Genomic DNA, 17,022 nt, shown 5'->3' on the forward strand with positions numbered 1-17,022 from the left:
GCGGGGCAAGGGGGCTGTCTGCCCCCTCTTTGCCGTGCGGCAAATTCACCCCCGAGGATATTTACGGAACAAAGATGGGCAATTTTCGTCGAATTGTCCGTAACTGTTGAGTCCTACACCCGCGTCACGCCGCTTTCTCGTCCTGCGCGGCGCGGGGTTGCGCGCGTTCGACAAGACGGGCGAAATAGCTGGCGCCGATCGGGGCGACGGCATCGTTGAAATCGTAGCGCGGGTGATGAAGCCCGGCGCTGTCGCCCTGACCCAGAAAAAGATACGCCCCGGGACGCGCTTCGAGCATATAGGCGAAATCCTCGGCCCCCATCGTCGGCTCGCATTCCCCCGCCTCGCTGCCGATCTCGGCCGCCACGGCGCGGGCGAAATCGTAATCCCCGGCGTGGTTGATCGTGGCGGGATAGCCGCGCTCGAAGGTGATGTCGGCGCGCACGCCCATCGCTGCCGCGATGCCCGAGACGATCTGATGGCAGCGGGCTTCGACCATGTCCTGCACCGCCTTGTCATAGGTGCGAACCGTGGCGCAGAACCAGCCGCTTTCGGGGATGATGTTGTCGGCGGTGCCGGTATGGATCTGCGTCACCGAGATCACCAGCGCATCGGTGCCCTTGCGGTTGCGCGACACGATGCTTTGCAGCGCGCCGACCATCTGCACGATGGCCGCGACCGGATCGGCGCAATCCTCGGGATGGGCGCCGTGGCCACCCTGCCCCGTGACCGTTACCCACAGCGTATCGACGGCGGCCATGATGGGGCCCGGCGCGCCTTCGAACCGGCCCTCGGGCACGCCGGGGGCATTGTGCAGGGCAAAGACCCGCGAGATGCCGAAGCGCTCCATGATGCCCTCTTTCACCATCACCTCGGCGCCGCCGCCCCATTCCTCGGCCGGCTGGAAAATCAGCGCAACGCGGCCGGCAAAATTGCGCGTCTCGGCCAGATAGCGCGCGGCACCCAGCAGCATGGTCGTATGGCCGTCATGGCCGCAGGCATGCATTTTGCCGGGCACGGTCGAGGCATGCGGCAGGCCGGTCTCTTCTTCGATCGGCAGCGCGTCGATATCGGCGCGCAGGCCGATGGTCGGCCCCGCGCCCTGACCCTCGATGATCGCCACGAGGCCCGACTGCGCGATGCCTTCGTGGATCTCGGTGATGCCGAATTCGCGCAGCCGCTCGGCGATGAAAGCGGCAGTCTGGTGGCAGTCGAAGCGCGTTTCGGGATGCTGGTGCAGATGCTGGCGCCACGCCGTCATCTCGGGCGTGTAATCGGCGATACGGTTGAGGACGGGCATGGTGGACTCCGGCGCGGGGCTTTGGGATAGAGGGCGCAAGCTTCCTCCAGACAGCGGGTGCGTGCAATGGCCGAAGATCCCCTTATCAACGATCCCGATGGCGGCATGCCCCGCCTGGCGCGGATCATGGCCCGGCTGCGCGACCGCGAGACCGGCTGCCCGTGGGATATCGAGCAGGATTTCGACACGATTGCCCCCTACACGATCGAAGAGGGTTACGAAGTCGCGGATGCCATCGCGCGCAAGGACTGGGACGGGCTGAAAGGCGAGCTGGGCGACCTGCTGTTCCAGTCCGTCTACCACGCGCAGATGGCCGAAGAGGCCGGGCTTTTCACGCTGGACGACGTCTTGCGCGGCATCGCCGACAAGATGGTCGCGCGTCATCCGCATGTCTTCGGCGACGTGGTGATCGACAGCGCCGAGGCGCAGACCGATGCGTGGGAAGTCATCAAGGCCAAGGAACGCGCGGCGCGAGCGCAGGGCGGCGTTCTGGATGATGTGCCCGTGGGGCATGCCGGGCTGACGCGCGCGGTGAAGCTGCAAAAGCGGGCCGCGCGGGTGGGGTTCGACTGGCCGGAGATCGGTCAGGTCGTGGCCAAGATTGCCGAGGAAGCGCAGGAACTGACCGAGGCCGCGCCCGAGGATCAGTTCGAGGAATATGGCGACCTGCTGTTCGTGATGGCCAATCTGGCGCGGCATCTGGATATCGATCCCGAGGCAGCGCTCAGGGCCGCGAATGACAAGTTCACCCGCCGTTTCCGGTCCATCGAGGCCGCGCTGGCAGCGCAGGGGCGCAGCCCGGCCGACAGCGATCTGGCCGAGATGGATGCGCTGTGGGACGCGGCGAAGGCCGAAGAGAAAGCCGCGCGCCGGGGTTAGGGTCTTCCGGTGCGGGCGGGCGCGCAGTAAGCCTGTGGGATGCAACGCCTTACGCTCAACTCGATCGCCGATATCCTGTCGCTGCCCTATGACGAGGTGATCGATACCCGTTCGCCGGGCGAATACGCCGAAGACCACGTCCCGGGCGCGGTCAACCTGCCGTCTCTCGACAACGACGAGCGCGCGCGTGTCGGCACGGTCTATGTGCAGGACAGCCGCTTCAAGGCCCGGCGCATGGGGGCTGCCCTTGTGGCAAAGAACGCGGCGACGCATCTGCAGACCTATCTCGCCGACAAACCCGCCGATTACCGCCCGCTGGTCTATTGTTGGCGCGGCGGGATGCGCTCGAACGCCATCGCGCTGATCTACAGCCAGATCGGCTGGCGGGTCGGCGTGCTGGACGGCGGATGGCGCAGCTGGCGGCGATTGGTGCAACAGGCGCTGTATGAAACACCGTTTCCCGCGCCGGTGGTGATGCTCGACGGCAATACCGGCACCGCGAAGACCGCGCTTTTGCACAAGGTGAAAGCGATGGGGGCACAGGTGCTGGATCTTGAGGGGCTGGCGCGGCACCGAGGCAGTCTGTTCGGGCTGACGGTGGGCGACAGCCAGCCTGCGCAAAAAGGGTTTGAGAGCGCGCTTGCGGTCGAGATGGCAAAGCTCGATCCCGCGCGCCCGGTGCTGGTCGAGGCGGAGTCGAACCGGATCGGAGAGATCCGCATCCCGCCCGCCTTGTGGTCGGCGATGCAGGCGGCGCCTCGGGTCGAGATCGCCGCGCCGCTGGCGGCACGGGCGGACTGGCTGACGCGCGCCTATGCCGATGTGACGGCGGATCCGGGGGAACTGGCCGCGCGCATCGCGGCGCTGCAACCCTACCAGTCGCGCGAGACAATCGAGGCATGGCAGAAGCTGGCGGTCGAGCGGCAGTTTCCCCGCCTCGCGGCGGCACTGATGGAAGCACATTACGACCCGCGCTATGCCCGCACCCGGTTGCGCCGGGGGACCGAGCCGTTGCGCGTCTATGCCACCGAGACGCTGGACGACGCGGCGCAGGATCGACTGGCAAAACGGATCGCCGCCGATCTGGAAGGCGACTTTTTCAACACTTGAGCGGCGTCAATGTCGGTCAAGTTATAGCGGACCGGCATTAATCCGACACAAGGCGAAAGTCTGACTTTCAATCCCGCCAGTCGAAAAAACCGCGCGGCGTCCGCTCAAGCAGGCGGCGGGCGATTTCGGTTCCAAGATCGGCAGCATCGAAGATCGAGGCCCGCCCCTCATCGCTCAGCGATTCCGAGCCGTCCGGGCGCAGCACTTCGCCGCGCAGCCATATCTCGTCGCCTTCCAGAACCGCCAGCCCCGCAATCGGCGTCTCACAAGAGCCGTCCAGCGTGGCGAGGAAGGCGCGCTCGGCGGCCAGACGGTGGCCAGTATCGGCATCGTGGATCGCGCTCAGCATCGCCTCGGCGCGCGGATCGTCCAGACGCCGCTCGATCCCGATGGCACCCTGCGCGATGGCGGGCAGCATCTCGTCCACCTCGATGGCCGAGCGGGCGACCTTGGCCATGCCCAGCCGGTTGAGCCCCGCCATGGCAAGGAACGTGCAATCCGCAACGCCCTCGGAGAGCTTGCGCAGGCGGGTCTGCACGTTGCCGCGAAACTCGACCACTGTCAGGTCCGGGCGCCGGTGCAGAAGCTGTGCGCGACGGCGCAGCGACGACGTGCCCACCACCTGCCCCGGCTCAAGATCGGCAAGACGCGCGACGCCCGGCGAAACGAACGCGTCGCGCTCATCCTCACGCGGGAGATAGCAATCCAGCACCAGCCCCTCGGGCTGTTCGACCGGCATGTCCTTCATCGAATGCACCGCAAGATCGATGCGCCCGTCGCCGAGCTGTTCCTCGATCTCGCGCGTGAACAGGCCCTTGTTGCCGATCTCTTTGAGCGGCCGGTCAGCCTCGATCATCGAGCGGTCATCGCCGGTGGTCTTGATCACCACGATCTCGAAGGCCGCTTCGGGCAGGTCGAAAGCCGCCATCAGCCGGTCGCGCGTCTCATGCGCCTGTGCCAGCGCCAGCGGAGAGCCGCGCGTGCCGATTTTCAGGGTCTGGTCGGGGGTCGGAAGGATCACGCTCATGGCCCCTGCTTAGCCGCGCAGAAGACCGCGCGCAATCACCCCGCGAAAAGAGCCGCGACGCCCCCCGGAAAGCCACCTTTTCTTTGAACCGCACGCGCCGGTCCCGCGACTAACCGGCATTGATCGAGGGAGTTTTCCATGCCGTACCGTTTCAAAGCTGCGCGATTCTGGGTTCTTGTCACCGCCCTGTCGCTGACCGCCGCCGCGATCAGCGCAGGCAGCGCGACGATTGGTCACGATACCTCGACAATCGACCCGATCCGGACCCATTCGGGCGCAATCTGAGCATTTTGCGATACGACGCCGTTTTCTTGCCGTATTCAGCATTCATTGGCGACCGAAGTTGTATAAGGAATCGGTGTCATGAAAGATGTATCAGGCCTGATCGAGCGGACGGCTCAAACGCAAGTGATCGAACCTCGTTGCCCCTTGACCGGAACTGCCATGTCGCGCGGCCTGACCGTGCCGATGGACTGGCGACGCCCGGTCACGTCGCGCGAGCGGCAGATCTGGTGGAACGCCGATCACAGCTTTGGTCAGATCCATCCCCGCCCGGCGCTGGACGAGGTGTCGGAATTCTACGACTTCCCCACCTATTACACCCATGACGATCCCAATTCGCTCGACAGCGCCGAGGAAGAGCGCCGCATCGGCGCGCTGGGGCGTCTGCTGGGCTCGATCGCCTACCGCTTCGAACGCGGCGCCGAGCCGACCGTCGAATGGTGGGGATCGGTCATTCCCAAAGGCGCGCGCTACGGGCTGGAAATCGGTTGCGGCAATGGCGACCGGATGAAGACCTTCGGCGCCCATGTCGAAGCCACCGTCGGCGTCGAGCCCGATCTTCGTGCCGCTGCGGTGGCACGTCAGAAAGGGCTCGAGGTCCATGCTGGCACGGCCGAGGAACTGCCCGACGCGATCCGCACGCGCAAATACGACGCCATCGTCTTCTCGCATGTGCTCGAACACACGATGGACCCGATCCTTGCGCTGCAGAATGCGCGCGACCTGCTTTCGGACACCGGCATCCTGTCGGTCGAAGTGCCCAACAACGCCTCGACCGGCAGCCGCTGGATGGGCGAGCGCTGGCGCTGGCTGGACACGCCGCGACACCTGAACTTTTTCACCGCCGACGGCTTGCGCGCCTGCGCGCAATCGGCGGGGCTGAAGGTGCGCGCGGTCCTGTACCGGGGCTATGTGCGCCAGTTCATGCCCGACTGGATCCTCGACGAGGCCCGGATCACCGCCGCTCAGCAGCGCCGCGCGATGACGCAGGCCGATATCGACCGGCAGGTCCGGCACTCGGCGCGGCTTCTGGCCGCGACTGCCATGGCAGCGCCCGAGAAGAAATACGATTCCGTGCGGCTGATCTGCTCGCGCTACTGAGCCGGAACGCCCTGCCCCAGAACGAAAAAGAACCCGGCGTCGCGCCGGGTTCTTTCGTATCTGGTCATGTGAGAACCGCTGTCAGCCGTCAGCCCCGGCCTGCGGGCCATAGGCGTTGCAGGTCTGGTTGCGTGCAGCGAGGCGCAGGCAGGCAAGCTCGGCTTCCTGCTCGGTCAGCGAATTGACCTCGGCCACATGGCGCCCGCCACGCGGCACGACCCGCAGGACGCCGTTGCCCAGGGTCGCCGCTTCGGACAGCGCAACGCTCAGCAACACGCGGTCGGCCTCGAACGAGCTGCCGAAGCGGCCCAGCTCGACGCGCCACAGACGCCCGCCCGAGGTCGAAACCCGGGTAATGATCTCGGGCGCGCGCTCGTCCTCGGTCTCGTCGGGCGTGTCCTCAAGCGACGAGGTCAGCACGATCGTAGGCTGCAGCACCGGATTTTCCGGATCTTCTTCATCAAGCGCAGTCAGCAATTCCTCGTCACGCCACAGAATGCGGCCATCGTCATCCACCGACAGATCCTGCGCGACCGGCTCGATCTGCGGCAGAATCGGAGCAGCAGGGGTGGGCGCAGCAGGCGGCTGCACGGCGGCGAGGGCGGTTTCGGGCGCCGGTTGCGTTGTCTCGGTCGCGTCAACCGCGCGACCGCCACTTTCGGTGATCGCAATCGGCGGCAGGCCGGGGATGAGCAACCCGTCGGGCGTGACCTCGGCTGCCGTGACGCTGTCGGGATCGTGCTCGAACTGACGCGGCTCGGGTGCGGCCTCGGCCACCTGCGCGCCGACGCTCGCGCCGGCTTCGGGAACCGGCACCCCGCTTTCGGCAAGTGCCGCGTGGATGCTCGCATCGATGGCGCTGGACCCGGCCCGCGCCACTTCGACGCCGTGATCGGGGGCGTCGGGCGTGGCCTCGGTTTCGTCCTGTACAAGCTGAACCACCGCGACTTCGGGTCGGGCGGGCGGCATCGGCGAGGCCTGCGGCGCGATGGCGGCGATCATCGTCTCGGCTGCGGCTTCGGCATCGACTTCGCCCTCGGCGATCTCGGTGCCGTCGGCCCCATCCTCGATCTCGCTGGCGATGGTCAGCGCTTCGGAGACAGCATCGGCCACCTCGACCGGCTGATCCCCGGGCTCGGGTTCGAGCACGTCATCAAGCACCTCGTCGATACCCTCGCGCAAGGCCGCCACCATTTCGGCGGGCATCTCGGCGGGGGGCGCCACATCGGGGCCCGGACGCGGACGCGGGAAGATCGAGCGCGCGGGCGCGGTCTGCAGCCGGATTGTGCGCCCGGCCGCGACACCGCCGCCACGATCATCGGCCCCCCGCACGTAATCGGGTCTTGGCGGCCTGCGTGTCGCCACGCGGCGTGGCGCATCGCGGAATCCGCGATCCAGCAGCGCCGAGACCCGCCGCAGACGGTCGGGCGACGAGCGCGCGCCGAACACCACCGCCAACATCCGCACGCCGTTGCGCTCGGCCATCGCGGCAAGGTTGTAGCCGGCCGCGTTGGTGAAACCCGTCTTGATGCCGTCGGCACCGCGATAGCTGCTCAGGAAAAGCCGGTTGGTGTTGCGCACCGTCGCGATGCCGGCATTGTCCGACATGCGCGAGAAAATGTTGTAGTAATCGGGGTGGTCGAAATAAAGCTGGCGTGCCAGCAGTGCCATGTCCCGGGCCGACGACAAATGCGTCGACGCCGTCAAGCCGTGCGGATTGACGAAATGGGTTCGCGTCATGCCGATCGCGCGCGCGGTCCGGTTCATGCGCGCGGCAAAGGCCGAGACAGACCCTTCCAGCGCCTCGGCAATCGCCACCGCCGCATCGTTGCCCGAGCGCAGCGCCGCGCCACGGATCAGGTAGCGAAAGGCGATCTCCTGGCCCGAGCGCAACCCCAGACGCGAGGGCGGCTGCGACGCCGCATGGGACGAAATCCGGACCCGCGTATCGGCGTCGATCTCGCCGTTTTCCAACGCCTCGAAGGCGATGTAGAGGGTCATCATCTTCGTCAACGACGCGGGATGAAGCCGCGCATTGGAGTTGTCGGTCTCGAAAAGGATCTCGCCGGTCCGGACATCCATGAGAAGCCCAGCATAGGGCTGAGCCTGAGCGCGCGTTGTCACGCCAAGCGCGATCAGAACGACCAGAAAGGTCGCCACTCTCAAGATACCAAAGCCGCGGAACCAACGCCCGGTGTGCGTTGTCACGTGCCTGTCCTCTGCCTCTGCGCCCCGTCTTACGCGGGGACGTCATTAATGCTCTGAGTTCAGACTAGCACCTATCCCCGGACCTGAAAACCCCCCGCCTTTTCAATGTGTTTTCGTGCGTTGTTCATGTACATCCCAGATATTGCAGGGGCGCGGGCAGCCACCACTACATCGGGGATCAGCGCAGATGATCGAGAAGGTCAGGCAATTCCGACAAGGTGGAAATCCGCCGAAAGCGCGGATGAGCCTCGGGCGCTTCGGCGCGTTCAAGCGCCCATTCCCGCCCATGCGGCACGAAGACGCCAAAGGCCCCGGCCTCGATGGGCGGCACGACGTCGGACTTCATCGAATTCCCCGCCATCAGCGCCTGCGCGGCCCCGTCGCCGTGATTGTCGAAGATCCTTGCATAGATTTCGGGCGTCTTGTGGCTGACGATCTCGACCGCGTCGAACAGATCGCCCAGCCCCGATTGCGCAAGCTTGCGCTCCTGATCCAGAAGATCGCCCTTGGTGATCAGCACCAGCCGGTGCCGGTCCGCAAGGCGTTCGATGGTTTCCTGCACCCCGGGCAACAGCTCGATCGGATGGGCCAGCATATCCTGCCCTGCGGCGATGATCTGGCCGATCACCGAGCCGGGCACGCGCCCCTCGGTCACCTCGATCGCGGTTTCGATCATCGACAGAACGAAGCCCTTGATGCCGAAACCGTACTGCCCGAGATTGCGCTGCTCGGCATCCAGGAGCCGCTCGGCCAGATGCTCGGTCTCGGCGTAATCGGCCAGAAGCTCGGCGAAACGCTGTTGCGTCAGGGTAAAGAAGCGCTCGTTATGCCAGAGCGTATCGTCGGCATCGAGCCCGATCGTGGTCAGTTGCATGGGTGCTCGCGGCTGCTAGGGTTTTCTTGAGAACATTCGGCGCTATATAGTCGGCTTAACTCGAATCTGTCACTCAGGCTCAAACACCGCATGGTTCTGTCCCCCACGATGACTGAGCGCAAGGACGGCGATGGCGATCCCGGCGATCCCGGTATTGCGCTGAAGACGCGCACGCGGACGGCAAAGCCGCCGATGTACAAGGTCCTGCTGCTCAATGACGACTATACGCCGATGGAATTCGTCGTCCACGTTCTGGAACGTTTCTTCGGGCTCAATCACAGCCAGGCGTTCGAGATCATGCTGACGGTCCACAAGAAGGGCCTCGCCGTGGTCGGCGTCTTCAGCTACGAGATCGCCGAAACCAAGGTCGCGCAGGTCATGGACTTCGCGCGGCGCCATCAGCATCCGCTGCAATGCACCCTGGAAAAGGAGTAGGGCGTTCACGCGCCCTGTGACGCGCATGTCCCTCAATGATCCGGCGCCGCGCGCGCTGCGGCTCGAGCTTGCCCTCGAGGCAGGTCTGATGCTGCCCGATGCGGGCACGATAGCCGTTTTCCACCCCCGTTCGGGCGAATTGCTCACCCCCCTCCCGCGCGAGCGGGTGGTGATCGTGTCGCCCCATGCCGCCGATGTCTCGGCCTTTCAGGCGCAGGGTTACAGCTGTGTCCCGGCGGCCGAAGGGCCCTATGTCGCCGCCATGGTCTGTCTGCCGCGCAGCCGCGCCGAGGGGCGCGACCTGCTGGCGCAGGCCGTGGCGATGACCCGCGGGCCGGTGATCGTCGACGGCCAGAAGACCGACGGCGCCGACACCACGCTCAAGGATCTGCGCGCCCGCGTCGATCTGAGCGAGGCGATAGCCAAGGGTCACGGCAAGATCGCATGGTTCGACACGACAGCCAGCGAAGACGGACTGACCGACTGGCGCGCCCTGCCCGGTCAGGCGCAGGACGAAACACGCAGCTACCGCACGCTGCCCGGCCTTTTCTCGTCGGACGGGATCGACCCGGCCTCGGCGCTGCTCGCCACCACGTTCCCGGCGGGGCTGAAAGGCGTGGCCGCCGATATGGGCGCCGGATGGGGCTATCTGTCGGCCCAACTGCTGGCGATGGCACCGGGTCTGGCCGAACTGCACCTGATCGAATCGGACATTCGCGCGCTCGATTGTGCGAAAGAGAACGTCACCGATCCACGCGCGCGCTTCCACTGGGCCGACGCTACCAACCCGTTGAAATTGCAGCTCGACGTGGTGGTCATGAACCCGCCCTTCCATCAGGGCCGCGACGCCAATCCCCGGCTGGGCGCCCAGTTCATCCGCACCGCCGCCGCGATGCTGAAACCCTCGGGTCAGCTTTTCATGGTTGCCAATCGTCACCTGCCCTACGAGGCGACGCTGGCCGAGTGCTTCCGCAAACACGGCGAATTGCCCGGCACCAACAGCTTCAAGATCTTCCATGCCGAGGCGCCGCAACGCGCCGTCGCCGCCCCCTCAGCGCGCAGCCGCGTGTCGCATAACCGGGGGCGCCGCGCATGAGTTTCTCGATTCAGGGCAAGACCGCCATCATCACCGGCGCCGCGACCGGCATCGGCCACGCCATCGCCCGGCACTTTCTGGACCAAGGCGCGAATGTCGTGTTTTCGGACCAGAACGAGAAGCGGCTCAAGAGCAATTGCGACGATCTCGCCAGTTCTGAAAACTGCCGTCTCTTCGCGGGCGATCTGCGCGAGAAGCTGGCGGTGGCGAACCTGTTGTCGACCACGCTCGATGCGTTCGACCGCGTCGACGTGCTGATCAACGCGACCCGGTCCTTCATGCTGACCGATCCTATGGACCCGTCGGACGATTCCGTCGAAACGCTGCTCGACCAGAATCTCAATGTCGCGCTGCGCACCTCGCAGGCGGTGGCGCGCCGGATGATCCTGCAGGCCGAGCAGGCGGATGAAAAACCGCAGGAAGCCGGGACGATCATCAACATCTCGTCGATTGCCGCGCATCGCACGCAGCCGCAACTGATGGGTTTTTCGATCTCGAACGCCGCGCTGGAACAGATGACCCGCTCGATGGGCGTGGCGCTGGCCCATCAAGGGATCCGGGTCAATGCCATCGCGGTCGGCTCGTTGATGTCGGGCACCCTGCGTGAAACGATCGCAGAGCATCCCGAATACCGCGACTCGATCATTCAGGGCACGCCGCTGAGCCGGATCGGCACGGCGTCGGAAGTCGCGGATCTGGCGCAGTTTCTGGCGTCGGGGGCCTCGGGCTTCATGACCGGGCAGGTGATGACGCTGGATGGCGGGCGCTCAGTTCTCGATACCGTCCAGCGCCCGGCGCATTAAGTCACGAATTGCCCTCGGCCCGCGTCAGCAGCTCTTCGACGACCGGGCCGAGATGATCGACAACCAGCGCCACCCCCGCCGGGTTGGGGTGGACCATATCGCCTTGCAAAACGCTGGACGGCGCCGCGCCGGATTCGACCCGCGCCATCAGCGGCGCCAGCATGTCGGGCACCAGAAGCGCGCCATGCTCGTCCGCCAGCTCGGGATAGATCGCAGCGAAATCCTGTTGAAATTCAGGGCCGTAATTGCCGGGCGCGGGCAAACCGACCAAGAGCGCGGGGATCTGTTCCTCGTCCAGGCGCGTCAGGATCCGGTCGAGATTGTCACGGCTCAGCGCCGGGTCGATCCCGCGCAGCAGGTCGTTGCCGCCCAGCGCCACGATCATCGCATCCGGTCCGTCCGACAGCGTCCAGTCGAGCCGCGCAAGGCCGCCGCTGGTGGTGTCGCCGCTGACGCCCGCATTGACGATCTCGACATCGTGGCCGCGCTCATCGAGCCATGCTTGCAATTGCGGCACCAGCCCCTCGCCCTGCTCCAGCCCGTAGCCCTGCGTCAGCGAATCCCCCAGTGCCGTGATCCGCAGCGTTTCGGCCTGCGCGACGGAAATTCCCGCCGTCAGCGTGAAAAGGCCAAGTGTCACAGCCCCGCGAAGCTTGCCTGCCCAGCCCGAGACCCCATATCGGCTGAAGGTACAAAGGACTTTTTTCATGCCGGATTCCATCGTCTCGCCTGTTCTGTCGCTGCGTGATGCCTCTCTGACCTTGCAAGGCAATGCCGGGGCTGTCGAGATCCTGAAAGGGATCTCTCTGGAAATTGAGCAAGGCCAGTCGGTCGGGCTGATCGGCCCGTCGGGGTCGGGCAAATCCTCGCTTCTGATGCTGATGGGCGGGCTCGAGCGCGCCACGGGCGGCAGCGTCATGGCGCTTGGCCATGACCTGACGGCGATGAACGAAGACGCCCTCGCTCGCTTTCGGCGCGGCAATATGGGCGTGGTGTTCCAGTCCTTCCATCTGATCCCGACGATGACTGCGCTGGAAAACGTCGCCACGCCGTTGGAACTGGCGGGCCGCAAGGATGCGTTCGAGCGGGCCGAGGCCGAGCTGACCGCCGTCGGCCTTGCCAAGCGGATGCATCATTATCCCGCGCAGATGTCGGGCGGCGAGCAGCAGCGCGTGGCGCTGGCCCGCGCCGCCGCGCCGCGCCCGGCGATCCTGCTGGCGGATGAGCCGACGGGCAATCTGGACGGCCCCAATGGCGAGGCGATCATGGAGCTTCTGTTCGGTCTGCGCGACCGGCACGGCGCGACGCTGGTGCTGGTGACCCACGCGCCCGAACTGGCCGACCGCTGCGACCGGGTGATCGGGCTGCGCGACGGCAGCATCGACGGCGAGACCCGCAAGAGCCGGCCCGAGAACACCCGGTCCGAGGCCGCGCAATGAGCCTTGCCATTGCCGCCCGTCTGGCCCGTCGAGAACTGCGCGGGGGCCTTGGCGGCTTCCGCATTTTCCTGCTGTGCCTGACGTTGGGCGTGGGCGCCATCGCCGCCGTCGGATCGGTCGGTTCGGCGATCGAGGCCGGGCTGGCCCGTGAAGGCCGCGCGCTGCTGGGCGGCGATGCCGAGCTTGAACTGACCTATCGCTTCGCGGGCGACGAAGAACGCGCATGGCTGGACGAGAACGCCGCCGCCTGGGCCGAGGTGGTCGATTTCCGCTCGATGGCGGTGGGCCCCGATGGCGACCGCGCGCTGACGCAGGTGAAGGGCATCGACGCCAACTGGCCCCTGGTGGGCGAGCCGCGTTTCGCCCCCGACATGCCTGTGGCCGAGGTACTTGCGGGCCGCGACGGCCTGCCCGGGGCCGCGCTTGAGCCGGTGCTGATCGACCGGCTGGGGCTGGAAGTGGGCGATACGGTCCGGCTGGGTACGCAGGATTTCGCCCTGATGGCCGCGCTGGAACGCGAACCCGACAGCGTCAGCACCGGCTTTGCGCTGGGGCCGCGCACGCTCGTTGGTCTTGCCCCGCTGCGCGACGCGGGTCTGCTGGGCGCAGGGTCGATGTTCGAGACCTCCTACCGGCTGGTTCTGAATGACGGCGACACGCTGGAGCGCGTACGCCGCTCGCTGATCGACACGTTCCACGATGCGGGCATCCGCTGGCGCGATTCCACCCGCGCGGTGCCCGGCGTCGCGCGGTTCGTCGACCGGATCGGCGCGTTTCTGGTGCTGGTCGGGCTTGCCGGTCTGGCCGTGGGCGGGATCGGCGTCTCGGCTGCGGTGCGCGCCTATCTCGACGCCAAGACCGGCGTCATCGCCACGCTGAAGACGCTGGGCGCCGAGGGACGAACCATTTTCGCCGTGTATTTCATGCAGATCGGCGCGCTGACCTTGCTGGGCGTGGGGCTGGGCGTCGCGCTTGGCGCGGGCGCGCTGCTGGTGGCGGCGCCCTTCGCGCAGGAAAGCCTGCCCGTCCCCCTTCAGGCCGGGATCTACTGGCAACCTTTGGGCGAGGCCGCGCTCTACGGCGTGCTGACCGCGCTGGTCTTCACGCTCTGGCCGCTTTCGCGCGTCGAACAGGTCCGCGCGGCGGCGCTGTTTCGCGGCATCGGCGGCGAGTCCCGGGGACGCCCCCGCCTTGGCCCGCTGCTGGCGCTTATCATCAGCGTGGCCGGGCTGATCGGTGCGGCGGTGTTGTTCTCGGGCACGTGGCAACTGGCGCTTGGCGCGGCACTCGGCATTGCCGGGGCGCTGGTGATCCTGTCGGTCGTGGCGCTGGTGCTGCGCGTGCTGGCCCGGCGGGCTGCCCGCGCCCGGGCGCTTCGCGGCCTGACCGCGCTCAGGCTGGCGCTTGGGGCCGTTGGCAACCCGCGCGAGGGCGCGGTGGCCGTGGTGCTGTCGCTGGGGCTGGGCCTGACCGTGCTGGCGTCAGTGGGGCAGATCGACACCAACCTGCGCAACGCCATCTCGACCGAGATGCCCGAGCGCGCACCGACCTTCTTCTTTCTCGATATCCAGCCCGATCAGGTTGAGCCGTTCCGCGAGATCCTGTCGGGCTTCGACGGCGTCCACGACATCCAGCTTGCGCCCCAACTGCGCGGCGTCATCAGCCAGATCAACGGCCGCCCGGCGCGTGAATACGGCAGCCACTGGGTCCTGCGCGGCGACCGGGGCGTGACCTATGCCGCCGAACAGGGGGACATGCGGCTGACGCAGGGCGAATGGTGGCCCGAAGATTACGATGGTCCGCCGCTGATTTCCTTCGGCGCCGAAGAGGGCGCTGAGCTGGGCCTCGCTCTGGGCGACACGATCACCGTCAACGTGCTGGGCCGCGACATCACCGGCACCATCGCCAATTTCCGCGAGCTGGATTTCTCGACCGGCGGCATCGGCTTCGTGATGACCTTCAACCCCGCTGCCTTTGCTGGGGCGCCGCATACCGTCATCGCCACGCTGCGCGCACCTGAGGGAACCGAAGGCGCGATCCTGCGCGCGGTGGGCAACGCCCTGCCCAACGTCACCGCCATCCCGATCCGCGAAACCACCGAACGCGTGGCCGAGGCGCTGGATGCGCTGGCCGCTGCCACCTCGATTGCCGCGCTCGCAACGCTGGCGACCGGCTTCGTCGTGCTGATCGGCGCGGCGGCGGCGGGCGAGCGGGCGCGGGTTTTCGAGGCTGCCGTGCTGAAGACATTGGGCGCCACGCGGGGCCGCATCCTGCTGAGCTTCGCGTTGCGCTCGGTGCTGATGGGCGGCGCGGCGGGCCTTGTGGCCATCGGCGCAGGCGGGCTGGCCGCCTGGGCAGTGATCACGCAGGTGATGGACTTGACCTATCGCTTCGCCCCGCTCTCGGCGCTTGGCGTCGTCGTGGGCGGCATCCTTGCGGTGCTGATCGCGGGCCTCGTCTTCGCGCTCAGACCGCTCGCCGCGCGTCCTGCCGGTATCTTGCGCGCGCAGGAATAGCCGTCAATAGCCCAGCGCCTTGCGCAGCATGTTGAGCGCCATCAGCATGATGAAAACCGCGAAGACGCGCCTCAGCGGCTTGGGGTCCATCGCATGCGCCAGCTTCACGCCAAGCGGGGCCGTAAGGTTGGTCATCGCGATCACCAGCAGGAAGGCGGGGATGTTGACCGCGCCCAGCGTGTAGGGCGGCGGGGCGTCGATCGGCATCAGCAGAAAGCCCAGAACCGAGGGCACGGCGATGGTGATCCCGAACCCCGCCGCCGTCGCGACCGCGCGGTGGATCGGTACCCCGAACAAGGTCATCAGCGGTACACCGAACGAGCCGCCACCGATCCCCATCAGGACCGACAGAAAGCCGATCCCCGACCCGGTCGCCACGCGCCCCGCGCCTTTGGGCATCGTCTCGCCCAGCCGCCAGTAATCGCGCCCCAGCGCGAGATACAAACCGACGACGACGCCAACGACGCCGAAGATGGTCTGCAGCACGACCGAGCGCAGGCCCGACGCCGCCAGCACGCCCACAATGGCGCCCAGCGCGATCCAGGGCGCCCAGGCTTTCAGGATCTCCCAATCGACCGCGCCGCGCTTGTTATGCGTACGCACCGATTTCAGCGAGGTGACGATGATCGTCGCCAGCGAGGTCGCCAGACAGACCTGCATCAGTTGCGGACCGGCATAGCCCAGCAGCGTGAAGGCGTAGAAAAATGCGGGCACCAGCACGATCCCGCCGCCCACGCCCAGAAGCCCGGCGATGATCCCGGCGAACCCGCCGATCACCGCCAGCATCGCCACCATCAGGGCCAGCAAGGTGGGATCAGGCATCGTCGCCATCCAGCGCCTGCGCCGCGACCAGCCGGATCCGCTCGACCATGGCGCGCAGGCCGTTCGAGCGCTGCGAAGACAGATGCTCGTCCAGCCCCAGCCGTTTCAGCGCCCCGCCCGCATCGACACCCGGCACCTCGGCCAGCGGACGCCCGGCATAAAGCGCGTGCAGAACCGCGATCAGCCCGCGCACGATCATCGCGTCGCTGTCGCCCATGAAGTCGAAATGCCCGTTCTCGATGCGCGGGAAAAGCCAGACCTGACTGGCGCAGCCATTGACCTTGTTGGCGGGTACTTTCAGCGCCTCGTCCATCTCGGGCAGCTCGCGGCCCAGCTCGATGACATGGCGATACCGCTCTTCCCAATCGTCCAGGAAATCGAAGGTCTCCGCGATCTCGTCGAACTCGTCCTGCGCCATCTGCCGCCCCGCCTGCTGCCATCTCTTCGCGCGCGCCCGCACGCCGTCGCCCGCGCGCGCCTTGCGATGCCAGACCTAGGCCCGCGCGCGCCAAAGGTCCAGCCCGCCCTTTTCAACCGCGCCCGTTTGCGCTACGCGGAAGGGCGCATCCGCTGCGTCTTTGGCCTGCCTCGTGGAGGGACCCCATGAAAACCCCGCTCGCGCTTTTGCTGATCGCCTCGCTGAGTGTCGCCGGCTGCGGCGGCCTGCGCGATTCGCGGATGAATCCCCGCAACTGGTTCGGCTCCTCGTCGGAAGAAGCCGCGCGGCCCGAATTGGGCGAGACCAGCAATGTCGCCGATTTCCGCCCGCTCGTGCCGCAGGTCACGGGCCTTACGATCGAGCGCACCTCGTCTGGCGCGATCATCCGCGCCGATGCGGTGATGCCCTCGGCGGGCTGGTGGGACCCACAACTGGTGGCCGAGAATTTCGGTCGTCCGCAGGGCGGCGTGCTGACCTTCCGCTTCGTCGCCGCCGCGCCGCGCACCCCGGTTGCCGCACCCAGCGCCGCCGCCCGCACGATCTCGGCGGTCTATGCGATGACACAGGCCCAGCTCGACACAACGGTCGAAGTGGTGGTTGTGGGCGAAACCAACAGCCGCCGCGCCCGCCGCTGAACGGCACGCACAGGCACGCGCCGCGCGCCCCTGTCATCTTTGATCCGAAAATATCC

Annotated in this window: 17 protein-coding genes; 10 read left to right on the forward strand and 7 right to left on the reverse strand. The window is 66.8% G+C overall.

Going from position 1 to position 17,022, the window contains the following annotated elements; all coding sequences use genetic code 11:
* Positions 1-124: 124 nt before the first annotated feature.
* Positions 125-1,300: a M20 aminoacylase family protein gene (locus tag JI664_RS14580; RefSeq protein ID WP_207014480.1), complete on the reverse strand. Its 1,176-nt coding sequence runs from the start codon at positions 1,298-1,300 to the stop codon at positions 125-127.
* A 66-nt stretch (positions 1,301-1,366) separates the two neighbouring features.
* Here JI664_RS14580 and mazG point away from each other — a divergent pair, with 66 nt between their 5' ends.
* Together mazG and mnmH are read left to right on the forward strand one after the other, a co-directional pair.
* Complete coding sequence (gene mazG, locus JI664_RS14585; RefSeq protein ID WP_207014481.1) at positions 1,367-2,179, forward strand: nucleoside triphosphate pyrophosphohydrolase; 813 nt, start codon at positions 1,367-1,369, stop codon at positions 2,177-2,179.
* A 39-nt stretch (positions 2,180-2,218) separates the two neighbouring features.
* On the forward strand, positions 2,219-3,289 hold the full coding sequence (gene mnmH, locus JI664_RS14590; protein WP_207014482.1) for a tRNA 2-selenouridine(34) synthase MnmH: 1,071 nt from the start codon (positions 2,219-2,221) through the stop codon (positions 3,287-3,289).
* Between the two features lie 67 nt (positions 3,290-3,356).
* Here mnmH and hemC read toward each other — a convergent pair whose 3' ends face one another.
* Entirely contained in the window at positions 3,357-4,316 is a 960-nt protein-coding gene (gene hemC / locus JI664_RS14595; RefSeq protein WP_207014483.1) for a hydroxymethylbilane synthase, read from the reverse strand.
* 138 nt (positions 4,317-4,454) lie between these two features.
* On the opposite strand from hemC, the gene JI664_RS14600 reads away from it, so the two are divergent.
* Complete coding sequence (locus JI664_RS14600) at positions 4,455-4,601, forward strand: hypothetical protein (RefSeq protein WP_207014484.1); 147 nt, start codon at positions 4,455-4,457, stop codon at positions 4,599-4,601.
* Between the two features lie 159 nt (positions 4,602-4,760).
* Positions 4,761-5,699 carry a class I SAM-dependent methyltransferase gene (locus tag JI664_RS14605; RefSeq protein WP_207014485.1) on the forward strand — a complete coding sequence of 313 codons (939 nt, stop codon included), beginning with the start codon at positions 4,761-4,763 and terminating at the stop codon, positions 5,697-5,699.
* A gap of 81 nt (positions 5,700-5,780) precedes the next feature.
* Here the strand turns inward: JI664_RS14605 and JI664_RS14610 are convergent, their stop codons facing one another.
* Positions 5,781-7,907: a D-alanyl-D-alanine carboxypeptidase family protein gene (locus tag JI664_RS14610; protein WP_349768732.1), complete on the reverse strand. Its 2,127-nt coding sequence runs from the start codon at positions 7,905-7,907 to the stop codon at positions 5,781-5,783.
* A gap of 178 nt (positions 7,908-8,085) precedes the next feature.
* Positions 8,086-8,781, reverse strand: a complete 696-nt coding sequence (locus tag JI664_RS14615) for an HAD family hydrolase (protein ID WP_207014486.1) — start codon at positions 8,779-8,781, stop codon at positions 8,086-8,088.
* Between the two features lie 90 nt (positions 8,782-8,871).
* Here JI664_RS14615 and clpS point away from each other — a divergent pair, with 90 nt between their 5' ends.
* Genes clpS through JI664_RS14630 form a run of 3 tightly spaced genes read left to right on the forward strand, consistent with a single transcriptional unit; the run spans position 8,872 to position 11,115 of the window.
* Positions 8,872-9,216: an ATP-dependent Clp protease adapter ClpS gene (clpS, locus tag JI664_RS14620; protein WP_109533913.1), complete on the forward strand. Its 345-nt coding sequence runs from the start codon at positions 8,872-8,874 to the stop codon at positions 9,214-9,216.
* Between the two features lie 25 nt (positions 9,217-9,241).
* Positions 9,242-10,312: a class I SAM-dependent methyltransferase gene (locus JI664_RS14625; RefSeq protein ID WP_207014487.1), complete on the forward strand. Its 1,071-nt coding sequence runs from the start codon at positions 9,242-9,244 to the stop codon at positions 10,310-10,312.
* Positions 10,309-11,115: an SDR family NAD(P)-dependent oxidoreductase gene (locus tag JI664_RS14630; RefSeq protein ID WP_207014488.1), complete on the forward strand. Its 807-nt coding sequence runs from the start codon at positions 10,309-10,311 to the stop codon at positions 11,113-11,115. The genes JI664_RS14625 and JI664_RS14630 overlap by 4 nt, the downstream gene beginning before the upstream one ends.
* Position 11,116: 1 nt before the next feature.
* On the opposite strand, the gene JI664_RS14635 is transcribed toward JI664_RS14630, so the two are convergent.
* Entirely contained in the window at positions 11,117-11,824 is a 708-nt protein-coding gene (locus JI664_RS14635; protein WP_207014489.1) for an arylesterase, read from the reverse strand.
* Between JI664_RS14635 and JI664_RS14640 the strand changes: the two genes are divergently transcribed.
* On the forward strand, positions 11,823-12,554 hold the full coding sequence (locus JI664_RS14640) for an ABC transporter ATP-binding protein (RefSeq protein ID WP_211201708.1): 732 nt from the start codon (positions 11,823-11,825) through the stop codon (positions 12,552-12,554). The genes JI664_RS14635 and JI664_RS14640 overlap by 2 nt on opposite strands.
* Complete coding sequence (locus JI664_RS14645) at positions 12,551-15,070, forward strand: ABC transporter permease (protein ID WP_207014490.1); 2,520 nt, start codon at positions 12,551-12,553, stop codon at positions 15,068-15,070. The genes JI664_RS14640 and JI664_RS14645 overlap by 4 nt, the downstream gene beginning before the upstream one ends.
* A 3-nt stretch (positions 15,071-15,073) precedes the next feature.
* On the opposite strand, the gene JI664_RS14650 is transcribed toward JI664_RS14645, so the two are convergent.
* Complete coding sequence (locus tag JI664_RS14650) at positions 15,074-15,892, reverse strand: sulfite exporter TauE/SafE family protein (protein WP_207014491.1); 819 nt, start codon at positions 15,890-15,892, stop codon at positions 15,074-15,076.
* Positions 15,885-16,310, reverse strand: a complete 426-nt coding sequence (locus JI664_RS14655) for a SufE family protein (protein ID WP_207014492.1) — start codon at positions 16,308-16,310, stop codon at positions 15,885-15,887. Before JI664_RS14655 ends, JI664_RS14650 begins: the two co-directional genes overlap by 8 nt.
* 185 nt (positions 16,311-16,495) lie before the next feature.
* On the opposite strand from JI664_RS14655, the gene JI664_RS14660 reads away from it, so the two are divergent.
* On the forward strand, positions 16,496-16,966 hold the full coding sequence (locus JI664_RS14660) for a hypothetical protein (RefSeq protein WP_207014493.1): 471 nt from the start codon (positions 16,496-16,498) through the stop codon (positions 16,964-16,966).
* The last annotated feature ends 56 nt before the right edge of the window (positions 16,967-17,022 follow it).

Source organism: Rhodobacter sp. NTK016B, assembly GCF_017303295.1.
In the GTDB taxonomy this organism is placed as follows: Bacteria; Pseudomonadota; Alphaproteobacteria; order Rhodobacterales; family Rhodobacteraceae; genus Pararhodobacter.

Excerpts from the sequence above, each read along its gene's own strand:
- clpS (WP_109533913.1), top strand. The coding sequence starts at position 8,872 with ATGGTTCTGTCCCCCACGATGACTGAGCGCAAGGACGGCGATGGCGAT.
- JI664_RS14605 (WP_207014485.1), top strand. The coding sequence starts at position 4,761 with ATGTCGCGCGGCCTGACCGTGCCGATGGACTGGCGACGCCCGGTCACG.
- JI664_RS14625 (WP_207014487.1), top strand. The coding sequence starts at position 9,242 with ATGTCCCTCAATGATCCGGCGCCGCGCGCGCTGCGGCTCGAGCTTGCC.
- JI664_RS14630 (WP_207014488.1), top strand. The coding sequence starts at position 10,309 with ATGAGTTTCTCGATTCAGGGCAAGACCGCCATCATCACCGGCGCCGCG.
- JI664_RS14615 (WP_207014486.1), bottom strand. The coding sequence starts at position 8,781 with ATGCAACTGACCACGATCGGGCTCGATGCCGACGATACGCTCTGGCAT.
- JI664_RS14640 (WP_211201708.1), top strand. The coding sequence starts at position 11,823 with ATGCCGGATTCCATCGTCTCGCCTGTTCTGTCGCTGCGTGATGCCTCT.
- hemC (WP_207014483.1), bottom strand. The coding sequence starts at position 4,316 with ATGAGCGTGATCCTTCCGACCCCCGACCAGACCCTGAAAATCGGCACG.
- mnmH (WP_207014482.1), top strand. The coding sequence starts at position 2,219 with ATGCAACGCCTTACGCTCAACTCGATCGCCGATATCCTGTCGCTGCCC.
- JI664_RS14580 (WP_207014480.1), bottom strand. The coding sequence starts at position 1,300 with ATGCCCGTCCTCAACCGTATCGCCGATTACACGCCCGAGATGACGGCG.
- JI664_RS14650 (WP_207014491.1), bottom strand. The coding sequence starts at position 15,892 with ATGCCTGATCCCACCTTGCTGGCCCTGATGGTGGCGATGCTGGCGGTG.
- JI664_RS14645 (WP_207014490.1), top strand. The coding sequence starts at position 12,551 with ATGAGCCTTGCCATTGCCGCCCGTCTGGCCCGTCGAGAACTGCGCGGG.
- JI664_RS14600 (WP_207014484.1), top strand. The coding sequence starts at position 4,455 with ATGCCGTACCGTTTCAAAGCTGCGCGATTCTGGGTTCTTGTCACCGCC.
- JI664_RS14635 (WP_207014489.1), bottom strand. The coding sequence starts at position 11,824 with ATGAAAAAAGTCCTTTGTACCTTCAGCCGATATGGGGTCTCGGGCTGG.
- JI664_RS14660 (WP_207014493.1), top strand. The coding sequence starts at position 16,496 with ATGAAAACCCCGCTCGCGCTTTTGCTGATCGCCTCGCTGAGTGTCGCC.
- JI664_RS14655 (WP_207014492.1), bottom strand. The coding sequence starts at position 16,310 with ATGGCGCAGGACGAGTTCGACGAGATCGCGGAGACCTTCGATTTCCTG.
- mazG (WP_207014481.1), top strand. The coding sequence starts at position 1,367 with ATGGCCGAAGATCCCCTTATCAACGATCCCGATGGCGGCATGCCCCGC.